Annotated in this window: 14 protein-coding genes; 1 reads left to right on the top strand and 13 read right to left on the bottom strand. The window is 68.1% G+C overall.

Features of this window, described 5'->3' with window-relative positions:
* Nucleotides 1-107 precede the first annotated feature (107 nt).
* From ACFXK0_RS17545 to ACFXK0_RS17485, 13 genes are all read right to left on the bottom strand, one after another.
* The gene (locus ACFXK0_RS17545; RefSeq protein WP_379411398.1) at nucleotides 108-1376 is read right to left on the bottom strand and encodes a TetR/AcrR family transcriptional regulator; all 1269 of its coding nucleotides are present in this window, start codon (nucleotides 1374-1376) and stop codon (nucleotides 108-110) included.
* A gap of 40 nt (nucleotides 1377-1416) precedes the next feature.
* Nucleotides 1417-2640 carry a TetR/AcrR family transcriptional regulator gene (locus ACFXK0_RS17540; protein WP_379411397.1) on the bottom strand — a complete coding sequence of 408 codons (1224 nt, stop codon included), beginning with the start codon at nucleotides 2638-2640 and terminating at the stop codon, nucleotides 1417-1419.
* Nucleotides 2637-3239 (bottom strand): hypothetical protein, encoded by a 603-nt coding sequence (locus tag ACFXK0_RS17535; protein WP_379411396.1) that lies wholly within the window; start codon nucleotides 3237-3239, stop codon nucleotides 2637-2639. The genes ACFXK0_RS17540 and ACFXK0_RS17535 overlap by 4 nt, the downstream gene beginning before the upstream one ends.
* Nucleotides 3240-3248: 9 nt before the next feature.
* A complete protein-coding gene (locus ACFXK0_RS17530) occupies nucleotides 3249-4433 on the bottom strand; it encodes an MCE family protein (protein ID WP_379411395.1) in 1185 nt (394 codons plus the stop codon).
* Nucleotides 4430-5542, bottom strand: a complete 1113-nt coding sequence (locus ACFXK0_RS17525; protein ID WP_379411394.1) for an MCE family protein — start codon at nucleotides 5540-5542, stop codon at nucleotides 4430-4432. Before ACFXK0_RS17525 ends, ACFXK0_RS17530 begins: the two co-directional genes overlap by 4 nt.
* A complete protein-coding gene (locus ACFXK0_RS17520; RefSeq protein ID WP_379411393.1) occupies nucleotides 5539-6645 on the bottom strand; it encodes an MCE family protein in 1107 nt (368 codons plus the stop codon). Before ACFXK0_RS17520 ends, ACFXK0_RS17525 begins: the two co-directional genes overlap by 4 nt.
* Nucleotides 6645-7658, bottom strand: a complete 1014-nt coding sequence (locus ACFXK0_RS17515; protein ID WP_379411392.1) for an MCE family protein — start codon at nucleotides 7656-7658, stop codon at nucleotides 6645-6647. Before ACFXK0_RS17515 ends, ACFXK0_RS17520 begins: the two co-directional genes overlap by 1 nt.
* The gene (locus tag ACFXK0_RS17510) at nucleotides 7655-8677 is read right to left on the bottom strand and encodes an MlaD family protein (protein ID WP_379411390.1); all 1023 of its coding nucleotides are present in this window, start codon (nucleotides 8675-8677) and stop codon (nucleotides 7655-7657) included. The genes ACFXK0_RS17515 and ACFXK0_RS17510 overlap by 4 nt, the downstream gene beginning before the upstream one ends.
* Nucleotides 8674-10107: an MlaD family protein gene (locus ACFXK0_RS17505; RefSeq protein ID WP_379411389.1), complete on the bottom strand. Its 1434-nt coding sequence runs from the start codon at nucleotides 10105-10107 to the stop codon at nucleotides 8674-8676. Before ACFXK0_RS17505 ends, ACFXK0_RS17510 begins: the two co-directional genes overlap by 4 nt.
* 9 nt (nucleotides 10108-10116) lie before the next feature.
* A complete protein-coding gene (locus ACFXK0_RS17500) occupies nucleotides 10117-10980 on the bottom strand; it encodes an ABC transporter permease (protein ID WP_379411388.1) in 864 nt (287 codons plus the stop codon).
* 1 nt (nucleotide 10981) lies between these two features.
* A complete protein-coding gene (locus ACFXK0_RS17495; RefSeq protein ID WP_379411404.1) occupies nucleotides 10982-11791 on the bottom strand; it encodes an MlaE family ABC transporter permease in 810 nt (269 codons plus the stop codon).
* A 97-nt stretch (nucleotides 11792-11888) separates the two neighbouring features.
* Nucleotides 11889-12059, bottom strand: a complete 171-nt coding sequence (locus ACFXK0_RS17490; protein WP_379411387.1) for a hypothetical protein — start codon at nucleotides 12057-12059, stop codon at nucleotides 11889-11891.
* A complete protein-coding gene (locus ACFXK0_RS17485) occupies nucleotides 12059-12283 on the bottom strand; it encodes a hypothetical protein (protein WP_379411386.1) in 225 nt (74 codons plus the stop codon). The genes ACFXK0_RS17490 and ACFXK0_RS17485 overlap by 1 nt, the downstream gene beginning before the upstream one ends.
* A gap of 357 nt (nucleotides 12284-12640) precedes the next feature.
* Here ACFXK0_RS17485 and ACFXK0_RS17480 point away from each other — a divergent pair, with 357 nt between their 5' ends.
* Entirely contained in the window at nucleotides 12641-13804 is a 1164-nt protein-coding gene (locus tag ACFXK0_RS17480) for a thiolase family protein (RefSeq protein WP_379411385.1), read from the top strand.
* The last annotated feature ends 43 nt before the right edge of the window (nucleotides 13805-13847 follow it).

The raw sequence follows: 13847 nt of genomic DNA, 5'->3' as shown, positions 1-13847 counted from the left end.
CCGGCCGCCCTGGCGCGTTGCCGGTGCACACTAAGCACATACACCCGGTGCCTGATCGACGGGACCCAAGGGGGCGCGAACCTCGAGCGCGCCAGCGCTCCAAAAACTCAGCCGAGGAGGATTGTCTCCAGGAGCTGGATCACCTTGTCCGGCGGGCAGATTCCGTCGTCGGTGAAGGCGCGACCCAAATCGACGACGAGGCTGAAGGCCGCGTGCACCAGAATCCGGGCCTCACCCATCGACAGCTCGGGGCGGGCCGCGACGACCAGCTTGGCCCATTCGGCGATGATCAACTGCTGCAGATGCCGCAGCGTCACCTGATCGGCGTGGTCGACATGACTGAACTCCGCGTAGTACACGAAGGTCAGCGCCCGTTCCTCGAACGAGCCGACGACATACAGCCCGATCAGGGTGGCCAACGCCTCGTCCGGCGTGTCGGCCGCGGCGATCGCGGGGGCGATCGCACCCGAGACCCGATCGGCCGCCCGGCGGAACGCGGCCACCAGCAGATCGCTCTTGCTGCGGTAGTAGCGGTACACCGCGGACGCGGCCGACAGATCGGCGGCGGTGGCGATGTCCTCCACACTGACGTTCGGGTAGCCGCGCTCGTGGAACAGCTCCACGGCTTTGCGCAGCAACAGATCGTGCTTGAACGGCTGGTGGCGCTGCTTGCCTGCCTTGGGCGTGCTGCCCGGCCGGGACAGGTCCGCGTCGATCAGGGTCCAGCTCGTCGCGGTGAGCAGCGCGGACAGGGTCTTCGCCGGCACGGTCGCGTGGTGGTCGCCGATGCTGCTGACCACCGCGAAGATCGAGACAGCGCGGATCGCGAGATCGCGCCGGTCCAGTTCGGGGCGGACCTCACTGATGAGCGTGCGCAGCGCGGCGATGGCCGCGGTGAACTGGGCGTTGAGCTCGTCGAAATCGGCGGGCTCGAGATAGCGGCGTTCCCAGCGCACCAGGGCCACCGTCGGCCGATTGGCGATGGTCAGGCTGATGATCGCGTCGAGGACGTGGTCCAGGCGAGCACGCGGCGACCAGTCCTCGGCCTCGGGCGGCAGTTCGGTCGCGGTGAGTGCGAGGCCGGACAGGCGCAGCAGTTCCTCCCGGAACAGCGAGTACTTGCTCGGGAAGTGCCGGTAGAGCGCTGTGGAGCTGATGTCGAGGCGCCGGGCGATGTCGTCCATGCTGACGCCGTGATAGCCGTGCGCGCCGAACGCGGCCGCCGATTCGGCCGCGATCTGGGCACGCCGGTTCTTCGGCCTGCGCCGGACCTTGCGGGCCGGGGCCTCCGAGGGTGCGTCGTCTGCCTGGTTGCTCGTCGTCTTGCCCTTTGTTCCTCGCGGGCGCGCGCGCCGCCCGATGATCTTGCCCGCCATGCTATCGCCTGACCACGCGGCCCCACTGCACCGGATTCGGTCAGTGCGGGAGCGGTCGGCCCAGGGCGATGGCGTGCAGCAGGCGGATCACCCGCTCCGGCGGGCAGATCCCGTCGTCGCCGAAGGTGCGGCCGAGGTCGACCACCAGGCTGAACGACGCGTGGACGAGGATTCTGGCGTCGCTGATCGACAGGTCCGGTCTGGCCTCGGTGACCAGCCTGGCCCATTCGGTGACGATGAGCTGTTGCAGGTGCCGCAGGGTGACCTGGTCGGCCTGGTCCACGTGGGTGAATTCGGCGTAGTAGACGAAGGTCAGCGCCCGTTCGTCGAAGGACCCGGTGACATACAGATCGATGAGCGTGCCGAGCGCTTCGGCGGGGGTGTCGGCGGTGCTGATCGCGGGGGCGATCGCGCCGGACACCCGGTCGGCCGCGCGCCGGAACGCGGCGGCGAGCAGGTCGCTCTTGCTGCGGTAGTAGCGGTACACCGCCGAGGCCGCCGACAGGTCGGCCGCGATCGCGATGTCCTCCATGCTGACATTCGGATAGCCGTGCTCGTGGAACAGTTCCACCGCTTTGCGCAGCAGCAGCTCGTGTTTGAACGGGTGCGGCCGCTCGCCGGCGCGGCGGATCGAGGCCTCGTCGCGCGGGCGGGACAGGTCGGCGTCGATCATCGCCCAGACGGTCGTCTTGAGCAGTGGGGCGAGGGCCTTCACCGACAGGGTCGTGTGATGGTCGCCGATGCTGCTGGCCACCGCGAAGACCGAGACGGCGCGGACCACCCGGTCGTAACCGTCGAGCTCGGGGTGCACCTCACGGATGAGCGCGCGCACCGTGGCGATCGCGGTGGTGAACTGTTCGGTGAACGCCACGAAATCGTCGGGCTCGAGGTAGCGGCGCTCCCAGCGGGCGAGCGCGACGGTGGGCCGGTTGGTGATGGTCAAGACGATGATCGCGTCGAGGACATGATCGAGACGCTCGCGCGGTGACCAGTCTGCCGCGTCCTCGGGCAGTTCCACCGCGCTCAGCGCCAGACCCGACAACCGCAGCAGTTCCTCCCGGAACAGCGCGTACTTGCTCGGGAAATGGCGGTAGAGCGCGGTGGAGCTGATGCCGAGCCGGCGAGCGATCTCGTCCATGCTGACACCGTGGTAGCCGTGCGCGCCGAACGCGGCGGCCGACTCCGCCGCGATCTGCGCCCGCCGGTTCTTCGGCCGGCGCCGGACCTGGCGCGGCGGGGCGGCCGCAGGGGAGGTTTCGGTCACTGGGCCGGTGCCGTGGTCAGCGGGGAGTTCACTTTCTCGACGAGCCAGCGCCCGTCCTCGTTGCGCAGGTCGAGCACCATCGACAGCTGACCGGGCTTGGCCTGGTGCTCGGTGCCCAGGCTGGAGATGGTCGTGCCGATCACCACGATCGTCTGGGCGGCGTGTTCGTCGCCGCTGCGCAGCGCGCACTGGACGTCGGTGGACTTCGAGACGACCTCGCCCTGGGTGAGGGCGTCGCGCAGTTCGGTGCTGGTGGACTCGAACTGCTTCTTCCAGTCGCCGGTCGCGCCGTCGAGTACGGCCTCGAAGTAGGTGTCGAGGTTCTTGCTGTCGTAGTCGGCCAGCACCGGGCCGTAGTGGCAGGCGGCCTCGCGGGCCTCCTCGTGGGCAGCGAGCAGATCCTCGCTGCCCTTGCCGTCCACGAAGAAGTACACCGAGGAGGCCACGGCGGCGCCGAGCACGACCGCCGCGGCACCGCGCAGTCCGAGGGTCTTGCGGTCGAGAGCCCACCACTTGCGCGGGGCGGCGGGGGAGTCCGCGACCGTGGTCGTCGCGGTCTCGGCTGCCGGTGTGGTGTCGGTGGTTTCGTCGTTGGTCATCGGGACTCCTTATCGGGGTGCGGGCACCGCGGGCTGGGACAGTTCGTCGCCGGTCACACCCGGCGGCGGGCCTGCGCCGTTGTCGGGGCCCGGGGGTCGTGGTGCGTTGGCCGAGCCGCGGATCTGGAGCGCGGGGTTGTCGGTGACGCAGTAGTTGTAGAGCCGGACCCGGGTATCGGTCGTCGGGGTGGTCGGCACGATCGGGACAGTGTCGTAGTCGCAGGTCGGTCGCGGCCACGGATCGACGAGGGTGAAGTAGGCGTTGTCGTGGGCCGGGACACCGACCGCCTCGGCGAAGCGGCTCAGGGTGGGGAACAGCAGTTCGATGGCGGGCTGGCGCAATTTGGCCGCCCGGGTGATCGCGACGAAGTTCGTCACCAGATCGGTGATGGGATTGTGTGTGCGGGAGACGAACCCGCCGAGGGTGGCCAGCTGACCTGGCCCCTGCTCGAGCAGATGGCGCAGCTCCGCGTCGGCGGCGGTGAACTGCTGGAACAGCGCGCTGCCCGCACCGGTGAGGGTGCCGAGGTCCGGCTGGGCGTGCGAGGTCGTCTCGGCGATGACCTCGAGGTTGCGCAGCAGATGCTCGGTCTGCGGGAGCAGATCGGTGAGCCCGGCCATCGCCCGGCTGAGCCCGGAGATCATGTTGCGCAGGCTGTCCGGGCCGCCGGCCAGCGCCTTGTCGAGCTCGTCGACGATGACGGTGAGCCGTTCGGGATTCATGCCGCCGACCAGCCCGGCCATATTGCCCAGCACCGACTGGATCTGCACCGGCACCGCGGTGTCGGCGCGGGCGACCACGGCGCCGTCGCCCAGGTACGGTCCGGTGTCGGAATCGGGGCGGAAGTCCAGGTACTGCTCGCCGGCCGCCGACAGGCGGGCCACCGCGACGGTGCCGCCGAGCGGGATCCTGGTGCCCTCGTCGATCTCGGCGACGGCGGCGATGCCGGTGCCGTCGACCCGGACGTCGTCGACCCGGCCGACCCGCACGCCCCGGAAGGTCACATCGGCACCGACGGTGATACCGCCCGAGGTGGCCAGCTCCACGGTGACGTTGAAACGTTTGCCGGTCGGATCGAACCGCAGGACCTCCCCGCCCAGATACAGCCCGCCCAGCACCATGACCACGACCAGGCCGAGGTTGGCGACCGCGACCCGGCGGCGAACCAGCCACTGCCACAACGGTGAATTCATCGGGGTCCCTCCTGCGGCGGCTGCTGCGGGGTGCTGTTGAGGCGGCCGGTCACCTTGGCGATCACGTCGGTGATGCTGCCGACGAAGGCGGGGATGTCGGTGCCGTCGGGCCAGCGGCTGCCGGCCGGATCGGTGATCGCGCCGATGTCGAGGTAGGAGATGATCGCCCCGACCGAGAGGTTCGGTCCACGCAGGCTGTCCATCACCGGGCCGTAGATATTGTGGAAGCCGTCGAGGGCCCCGGTGAGGTCGTCGCCCATGCCCACGAATCCGGTCATCAGATTCTGGATGCTCTGGAACAGGCTGACGAACTCCGGCCCGTTGGTCTGGCTGAAGTCGCCGAGGGCGTCCATGGTCACCGCGACCTTGTTGATCAGGTCGACGATGGCCTGGTTGTTCTCGGCGAACAGCCCGATCAGCTGCGGGAAGCTGTCCGCGGCGGCGCCGAGTTCGGCTTTGCGCCTGGACAATTCGCCGGTGAGCACCGACAGGCCCGACAGGGTCGCGTCCAGGTCGCCGGTGCGTTCGTTGAGCGCGGTGATGACCGAGGTCATCTCGCCGATCAGGTGCTGCAGCTGCGGTGCCTTGCCCGCGAAGATGGAATTCAGCTCGGCGGTGACCTGGGCGGCCTGGTTGAGTCCGCCGCCGTTGATCAGCATCGAGACCGACATCATCAGTTGCTCGACCGAGGCCGCCGAGGCGGTCCGCTCGACACCGATCCGTGCGCCTTCGCGCAGCGGCGGCCCGGCCTCGGCGGCGCTGGGCAGGGTCATCGCGACGAAGATGTCGCCGAGCGGAGTCGCCTGGCGCAGTTCGACAGTGGTGCCCTCGGGCAGCTGGATGTCCTCGCGGATCATCATCTCGACATCGGCGAGGAACGAGGTGGTCGAGATCCCGGTGACCACCCCGATATCGGTGCCACCGATCTTGACGTGCGCGCGGTCGGGCAGGTTGAGCGCGTCCCGGAAGGTGGCGTGCACGGTGTAGCCGGGGCCGCCGATGCCGGGCTCGGGCATCGGCAGCTGCGCCACCGTCATCGAGCAACCGGTGGCGGAGGCGGCCACGGCGGCGGCGCAGCAGGCCGCGGTCAGCGTGGTGCGAAGGGTCATTTCGTCAGTCCCAACAGCGCGGCGGTCAACCCGAAGTCCGGGCCCATGTCGGAGATCTTGCCGGTGCGGCAGCCGTCCAGACGCATCTGCACACGCTCACAGAAGGTGGCGATGACCTCGCTGTCGAGCACGATCTTGTCGAGCAGGCCGTGCAGGCGCAGGGCCTGGTGCTCGTAGCTGATCGCATTGTCGAAGTTCTGGAACATCAGCGGCCCGACATCGATGATCTCGGTGAGATTGCGGGCATTGGCCCGCATCTGGGCGGCGATCTCGACGAACTTGCTGAGCGCGCCGGCGAGCTGATCCTCGTTCTCACCCACCACCGAGGCGGTGTTGGTGATGAAGTCGTCGAGCTGGTCCAGCACCGCCTGCAGACCGGGGGACTGCTGGCCGAACAGGGCGACCAGTTCGGTGATGCGGCCGCTGAAATCACGGACCGTCTGGTCGTTCTCGGCGATGATCTGGGTGATCTCGCCGAGCTTGACGATCGTGTTCGCGATCTGGTCCTTGTTGGCGAAGGTCACCTCGAAGGCCGCCGAGAGCTGGTCGAGCGTCTCGCGCAGGCGGTCACCGTTGCCGTCGAGCAGCGGGAACAGCGACCGGCTCGCCATCGGCCCGGTCTGGTTGTTGCCCTTGAGCGCCTCACCCAGCTGATCGAAATTGGCCAGGATGCGGTCGAGTTCGACCGGTGTCCTGGTGCGGCTGAGCGGGATGTGCGCGCCGTCGGCGAGTTCGGGACCCGAGCCGGTGTAGGCCGGGGCCAGTTCGACGTGGCGGTTGGTGATCAGCTGCGGGGAGATCAGCGCCGCCATCGCGTCGGCGGGGATGCGCACGTCACGATCGACCGACATCACCACCTCGACATAGCTGCCGCGCGGGGTCACCGAGTCGACCACGCCCACCGGCACGCCGAGGATGGCGACCTCGTTGCCCGCGTAGAGCCCGGCTACATTGTCGAAGTCGGCGCTGATGCGTTTCTGTTCGCTCAGCAGCCGGTTGCCGAGTTCGTTCATGCTGTCGGGCAGCAGGGCACAGCCCGAGGCGAGCATCGCGGCCAGGCACAGTGCCGCCAGTTTGCCCGTGCGTGTCTTTCCTGTGCTCATCAGTTGCACCCCTGTACGGCCTGCGCGAAGCACAGCCAGTTGTCGGGAAGGATCCACGGCGCCCAGATCTCGCCGTACGGGCCGTTGCCCAGCAGATTGTTGAACTGGCGCAACGTGACCGGGGTGATCTCGTAGAGCCGGTCCAGGTTCTCCTTGTTCTTGGTCAGGCCGTCGGTCATGGTGTTGAGGTTCGCGATCAGCGGTCCGAGCTCGCCGTTGTTCTCGATGCCCATGTCCTGCAACAGCTTCGACATCTCGGCGACATTGTCGAGCAACTGGGTGAGCAGGGTCTGCCGCTGCTGGACCGCGGCGCCGATGGCCTCACCTCGGGTGAGCAGCACCAGCACGCTGTTGCGGTTGTCCGAGACCAGCTGGGAGACCTGATCCATGCTCTCGAGCAACGTGTCGACCTCGTCGCGGCGGGCGTTGATCACCTGGGCCAGCGAGCCGATACTGTCGAGCGCCTGCACCGCCATCGCCGGTGAATCACCCAGCTGGGCGCTGAACACGTCGAGCGCGGTGCGCAGCTTCTCCGGATCGATCCGTTCGATGCGCTCGAACGAGGAGGTGTACTTCGGGTCCTGGATGACCTTGCTCAGGTTGTAGGGCACCGAGGTGTTCTCGAGTTTGATCCGCTTGTCGGGCAGGCCTTCGCCGTTGCCGGGTGTCAGTTCGATGTGCAACCGGCCGAGGATGGTCGACATCTTGATCGCGGCGCGCGCATCGGGGCCGAGCCGGATGTCGTGGCGGATGCGCAGCGCCACATCCACCCGGTCGTTGACCAGTTTCACCGACTGCACCTCGCCGACCTCGATGCCGGCGATGTCGACGGTCGCGCCCTGCGCCAGCCCGGCCGCCTGGGCGAACTCGGCGTGCACGGTGACATCACCGAGCCGGATCTGCGAGAGCAGGCTCGACGCGCCGAGCAGCACCAGGACCGAGGCCCCGGCGATCAGGCCGAGCCGCAGGTGCCGGTTCTGCCGCAGGAATGAGGGAATCCGTAGTTCGATCATCGACACACTTCCGATTGCGAATTGCCGCCGACCTGCGAGAACAGGCCCTCGGGCAGGAGAACGCCCCAGAGCGAGACATCGAGGCGACAGATGTAGGCGTTGCCGTAGGTGCCGTACTGGGTGAAGCGGGCGACGCCGTTGAGGAAGTCGGGCATCTCGACCGCGATGCGATCGAGGGCCGCGCCGTTGTAGAGCAGCATCATCACGCCGGTGGTCGCGTTGCGCTGCGCGTCGGCGACGCCGGGCTTGACCGCGCCGATCAGCGAGACCAACGAGTCGGTGGCACCGGCCACCCGTTCGACCGAACTCTTCAGCGACTCGCCTTCGGCGTAGAGCCCGTCCATCAGGCTGCGGGTCTGGGTGATCAGGGTCTCCAGTTCGCCGCTGCGATTGGCCAGACCGGCCATCACCGAGCTGAGGTTGGTCAGCACGTCGCCGAGGATCTGATCGCGTTCACCGAAGGTGCTGGCCAGCTGCGCGGCCTGGGTGATCAGCGCCGACAGCGACACCTCGTTGCCCTGTAACGCCTGGATCAGCGTCTCCGACAGCGAGTTGATCTGATCGGGTTGCAGCACGCTGAAAAGCGGCTCGAACCCGGACAGCAGCGAGGACACGTCGAAGGACGGCTCGGTGCGCTCGATCGGGATCTGCGCGCCCGCCGCCAGCACCGTGCCCGCCTCGGTGCCCGGCGCCAGCGCGAGATAGCGCTGGCCGATCAGGTTCTGGTAGCGCACGAGGGCCTTGGTGGTGTCGGTCAGGTGCTGGCGGGACTCGATCTGGAAGTCGACCTGCGCGGTGTAGTGCTCGGTGAAGTCGATCTTGTCGACCCGGCCCACCCGCACACCGGCCATCCGGACGTCGTCGCCCACCCGCAGGCCGAGGACATCGGTGAACACCGCCGAATAGCTGGTGGTGTTGCCGGGGACGCTGCGCTGCAGGGTCGACCAGATCGTGTAGGTGAGCACCGTCGCGATCACGACGAAGAAGCTGAATCCGACGAGTGCTTTGGTGGATTTCACTGCTGGACACCACCTTCGGTATCGGGGACGACGGACGTGTTGCCCAGGATCGACCCCAGCAGCAGCAGCTGACTGAACGTCGGCTTGCCGCCGACCAGCGCCGACACCGCGGAGATGCCGGTCAGCCGGGGTTGCGTCGCCGGGGTGGTGGCGGGCGCGGGATCCACGGCCGAGGCCGGTGCGTTGATGCCGGGAATGGCGGGCAGGCCCGGAATCGCCGGCAGGCCGGGGATCGTCGGCAGGGTGATCCCGGGCAGCGTGGGCAGGCCGGGAATCGCCGCGGTCGGCGCCGCCGGGGCAGGCCCGGCGGACTCGAGCCACTGCGGCAGCATCGAGGCCGGATACTCCTGGGGCGGAGCGACTTCGGGCACGGTCGGGCCACCGCAGCGCGGGCCCCACATGTCGCCGTAGTGCGGGCAGTCCTCCGCGGTGTACTGCTGGAACGGGGTGAACGTCACATCCATCCGCCAGGTCATCTGCCTGCGCGGGCCGAAGTTGAACGTCTGCTGCATCTTGCGCAGCGAGGTGTTGAGGTTGGCCGCCATGGTCTGCAGGGCGCCGGGGTCCTTGGCGATGCCGCCGATCAGCCCGTCCAGGCCGGCGACCAGCTCCTTGCCCGCGTCGGGGCTGGCGGCGAACAGCGCGTTCACCGAGTCCACGGTCGCGTTGCCCTGGGTCAGCAGGTCGACCAGCTGGGCGCGGTGCTCGTTGAGCGTGCGCGCCGAGGTCACCGAATCGGCCAGCACGCCGACCAGTTCCGGTGCCGACTGGCTCAACGCGGTCGCCGCGCGGCCGAGATTGCCGAGCAGGTCGCCGATCTGGGGGATCTGGTGCACGGTGGTGAGCCAGGCGTCGAGCCGCTCGATGGTGGAACCGGGCACCCGGGCGCTGGGTTCGAGCGCGGCCGACAGGGTGGCCAGCACCCGGCCCAGCTTCTCGGGCTGGATGTTGTCGAGGACATCGCGCAGGGTGTTGAGGGTGGTCTGGAGCTGGATCGTCGCCTCGCTGGTGTCCTCGGCGATGGTGGCACCCGCGCGCAGGGTCTCCTCGGCGGCGCCGTTGTCGACCAGCTGGATGGAGGAGACGCCGAAGATGTTGTCCGGGACCACCCGGGCGGTCACCGTGCTCGGAATCGTCTCGGCCAGACCCGGTTTCAGCTCGAGGGTGGCGCGCTGACGCTCACCCTTGTTCACCATGTCCACCGAGCCGACCGAGCCGACGATCATGCCGCGGAACTTCACGTCGGCGCGCTGGGGTAGCCCGTCGCCGGTGCTGGTGAGGTCGGCGGCGACCACGACGGTGTCGGAGAACTCGCCGTTGTAGCGCAGTGCGAGCAGATACAGAGCGACCGCGAACGCGGTGATCACCGCGAGCCCCGCCAGCGTGAGCTGCAGGGGTTTGGGGCCGCGGCCACTGGGATCGAGAATCATTCGATCGACCTATCCCGAAATCCGGAATCCGGGGTCGATGCCCCAGATCGCAAGGGTGAGAAAGAGATTGGTGAAGACCATCACGACGATGACCATCTTGATGGCGCGGCCGGCCGCCACGCCGACGCCCTCGGGTCCACCGCTGGCCACGAAGCCGTAGTAGCACTGGATGAAGGCGGCGATCAGCACGAACACGATCACTTTGAACAGCGAGAAGAACACATCGCCGCCCACCAGGAACTGGAAGAAGTAGTGGTCGTAGGTGCCCGCGGTGGTGCCGCCGAGGAACAGCACCGACAGCTTGGTCGCCACATACGCCACCGCCAGGCCCAGCGTGTAGAGCGGGATGATGGTGACCGTGGCCGCGATCATCCGGGTGGTGATCAGGTAGGGCAGCGGCCGGATGGCGATGGATTCCAGCGCGTCGATCTCCTCGGAGATCCGCATCGAGCCGAGCTGGGCGGTGAACCGGCAGCCGGACTGGATGGCGAAGGCGAGCGTGCCCAGGATCGGCGCGATCTCGCGGGTGGTGGCGAAGCCGGAGATCGCACCGGTCAGCGGACCCATGGTCAGCAGGTTCAGCGCGGTGTAGGACTCCATGCCCACGGTGATGCCGCCGAAGGCGCACAGCGCGATGACCACGCCGACGGTGCCGCCGCCGACGATCAGCGAGCCGTTGCCCCAGCCGACATCGGCGATCAGGCGGGCGACTTCCTTGCGGTAGTGGCGCAGGGTGAACGGGATCGCCAGCAGCGTCTGGAAGAAGACGATGGCCTGGTGACCGATGCGCTGATTGGCGTGCACCGGGATCTTCGCGGTGTTGCCGAGCGCGCGGACGGGCCGCAGGGTCGGCGGAACGTATTCGGCCGCCATCTCAGACCACCTTCGAGGGGAAGAAGCTGTTGTAGAGCTGGGTGATGATGACGTTGGTGGCGAACAGCATCAGCGCCGAGGTGACCACCGCGGAGTTGACCGAGTTGGCCACCCCGCCGGGCCCGCCCTTGGTGTTGAGGCCGATGTCGCAGGCGATGATCGCGGTGAGCGCACCGAAGATCGCCGCCTTGAACAGCGCGACCATCAGGTCGCTGGCCACCGCGAACGAAGCGAACGAGCTGATGAACGAGCCCGGCGTGCCGTGCTGGGCGTAGACGTTGAACATGTACGCGGTCGCGAAGCCGACGAACACGACGAATCCGCACAGCAGGATGCTGACCAGCACCGCCGCCGCCAGGCGCGGCGCCACCAGCCGGCGCACCGGATCGACGCCCATCACCTTCATCGCGTCGATCTCCTCGCGGATGGTGCGCGAGCCGAGATCGGCGCAGATGGCCGAGCCGACCGCGCCCGCGATCATCAGGCAGGTGACCAGTGGCGCGCCCTGGCGGATGATGCCGAGCCCGGCCACCGCGCCGATGAAGGTGGTGGCGCCGACCTGGTTGACCAGCGCGCCGACCTGGATCGAGACCACCACCGCGACCGGGATGGCGACGAAGACGGTCGGCAGGGCCGAGACATTGGCCATGAACGCGCACTGTTTGACGAATTCCTGGAACGGGAATCGCCGTCGCACCAGCGACAGGAACAGTTGGACGATCGTGGCCCTGCCGAGCAGGACCTGCCTGCCCAGCGTCTCGATGGACTGCTGGGGGTGTCGTCGCCAGAGCCCGGTGGCGCTGTCGATGATCCGTCCGACTTCGGACGGTTCGGTGGCCGGTTGCGGCGTCACGCTGCACCGATCCTTTCTTGCGGGGGTGGGTGCTCGGTGGCTAGAGCGTGGTCAGTCAGTGGTGCAGGAGGGCGACGAGCCCGGCGACGGCCGCGAGGCCGAGCGCGAGAACGCAGAGAACGGCGAGCCACATGCCGAATCGGAGCACCGGATTGACCTGTGTGCGCCCGCCGAGGATCTTCACGATGATCACCACGAGATCGATGACCCAGACCAGTGCCATCATCAGGTCATCGTCACATTCGAGAAGAGCAGCACGGGCCAGCACACGATCGAGCCGAGGAACGACATGACCAGGTCGACGCCGTGCAGGTCACCGAGATGGCTCGTGTGGGTGAGCGTCCAGACGACCCCGACGAGGCCGTAGGGGATGCCGATGATGATGAGCGTGCCGAGGAACTCCGACACCTTCATCTCGTAACTGAGAAACCTGTCCAGCCGTCGCAACATGGCGGTACGGTCTTCCTTCCTGCGGGGACCGTCCAGGGCGAAGTGGCGGGTGGCCGACGTCGTTGACGGTCGCATGATGTTGCCGAGCATTCTTGGGGAAGGGTGCTTGACGTCCGTGGATCCTCCCCGTGATCCCCGGACCGCGCCGTGTAGCCTGCGGTGATCCGCAGCGTGCACCTCGGCTAAGTTACTACTAATTCTCTCGGTTGTGATGAGAATTACCGGTAACATATCTCATACATCGGCGATTGCCTATAGCTCCTGGCCGGAAACCTTCCCATGGTTGTCGCCTGCGAGAATCATGGGTAACTTAATGCCGAGGTCGCCGAGGGTCGGCGACCGTGCAGGAGGAACACAATGTCCGCAGTCATCGTCGACGTGGTTCGCACGCCCTCGGGCCGGGGCAAGGCAGGCGGCGGCCTGTCGTCGGTGCATCCGGCGACCCTGCTGGCCGGGGTGCTCGCCGAGCTGGTGGCGCGCACCGGAATCGATCCCGCCCTGGTCGACGATGTGATCGGCGGCTGTGTCACGCAGAGCGGTGAGCAGGCCAACAACATCTCCCGCACCGCGGTCCTGGCCGCCGGGTTCCCCGAGTCGGTGCCGGCCACCACCGTCGACCGGCAGTGCGGTTCCAGCCAGCAGGCCGTGCATTTCGCGGCCCAGGGTGTGCTGTCGGGCGCCTACGATGTGGCGATCGCCTGTGGTGTGGAGTCGATGAGCCGCGCGCCGATGTTCTCCAACACCCAGGGCAAGGACTCCCTGCGCGCCCCGCTCGCCGCGCGCTACCCGGACGGCCTGATCGGACAGGGGATCGCCGCGGAGATCCTGGCCGCGCGCTGGAAGCTGGACCGCGCGACCCTCGACGCGTTCGCCGCCCGCTCGCACCGCCTCGCCGCCGCCACCGCCGCCGCGGGTGGCTTCGACGCCGAGCTGGTCGCCGCCGGTGACCTCACCGCCGACGAGACCATCCGCACCGGCACCACGGTGGAGGGCCTGGCCGGTCTGCGCCCGGCGTTCACCGATCCCGCGATGCAGGAACGCTTTCCGGAGATCGACTGGTCGGTGACGCCGGGCAACTCCTCGCCGCTGACCGACGGCGCCTCGGCCGCGCTGATCATGAGCGAGGCGATGGCCACGAAGCTCGGACTCACCCCGCGTGCCCGCTTCCACTCCTTCGCCGTCCTGGGCGACGACCCGACGCTGATGCTGACCGCGGTGGTCCCGGCGACCCGCAAGGCGCTCGAGCGCGTCTCGCTGACCGTCGACGACATCGACACCTTCGAGGTGAACGAGGCGTTCGCGCCCGTGCCGCTGGTCTGGCAGCACGAACTCGGCGCCGACCCGGAGCGGGTGAACCCGCGCGGTGGTGCGATCGCGCTCGGGCACCCGCTGGGTGCCTCGGGAACGCGCCTGCTGGCCACCATGGTCAACCATCTCGAGCAGACCGGCGGCCGCTACGGCCTGCAGACCATGTGCGAGGCCGGTGGCCTGGCCAACGCCACCATCATCGAACGGCTCTGACACCGGTTCGGTGGAAGTCCCCGCGACACAGGGACTTCCACCG

Origin of the sequence: Nocardia sp. NPDC059177 (genome assembly GCF_042755165.1) — a bacterium.
In the GTDB taxonomy this organism is placed as follows: domain Bacteria; phylum Actinomycetota; class Actinomycetes; order Mycobacteriales; family Mycobacteriaceae; genus Nocardia.
This window is presented reverse-complemented; position numbering and strand designations above follow the sequence as displayed.

Excerpts from the sequence above, each read along its gene's own strand:
- ACFXK0_RS17480 (WP_379411385.1), top strand. The coding sequence starts at position 12,641 with ATGTCCGCAGTCATCGTCGACGTGGTTCGCACGCCCTCGGGCCGGGGC.
- ACFXK0_RS17505 (WP_379411389.1), bottom strand. The coding sequence starts at position 10,107 with ATGATTCTCGATCCCAGTGGCCGCGGCCCCAAACCCCTGCAGCTCACG.
- ACFXK0_RS17530 (WP_379411395.1), bottom strand. The coding sequence starts at position 4,433 with ATGAATTCACCGTTGTGGCAGTGGCTGGTTCGCCGCCGGGTCGCGGTC.
- ACFXK0_RS17545 (WP_379411398.1), bottom strand. The coding sequence starts at position 1,376 with ATGGCGGGCAAGATCATCGGGCGGCGCGCGCGCCCGCGAGGAACAAAG.
- ACFXK0_RS17485 (WP_379411386.1), bottom strand. The coding sequence starts at position 12,283 with ATGTTGCGACGGCTGGACAGGTTTCTCAGTTACGAGATGAAGGTGTCG.
- ACFXK0_RS17525 (WP_379411394.1), bottom strand. The coding sequence starts at position 5,542 with ATGACCCTTCGCACCACGCTGACCGCGGCCTGCTGCGCCGCCGCCGTG.
- ACFXK0_RS17515 (WP_379411392.1), bottom strand. The coding sequence starts at position 7,658 with ATGATCGAACTACGGATTCCCTCATTCCTGCGGCAGAACCGGCACCTG.
- ACFXK0_RS17535 (WP_379411396.1), bottom strand. The coding sequence starts at position 3,239 with ATGACCAACGACGAAACCACCGACACCACACCGGCAGCCGAGACCGCG.
- ACFXK0_RS17520 (WP_379411393.1), bottom strand. The coding sequence starts at position 6,645 with ATGAGCACAGGAAAGACACGCACGGGCAAACTGGCGGCACTGTGCCTG.
- ACFXK0_RS17500 (WP_379411388.1), bottom strand. The coding sequence starts at position 10,980 with ATGGCGGCCGAATACGTTCCGCCGACCCTGCGGCCCGTCCGCGCGCTC.
- ACFXK0_RS17490 (WP_379411387.1), bottom strand. The coding sequence starts at position 12,059 with ATGATGGCACTGGTCTGGGTCATCGATCTCGTGGTGATCATCGTGAAG.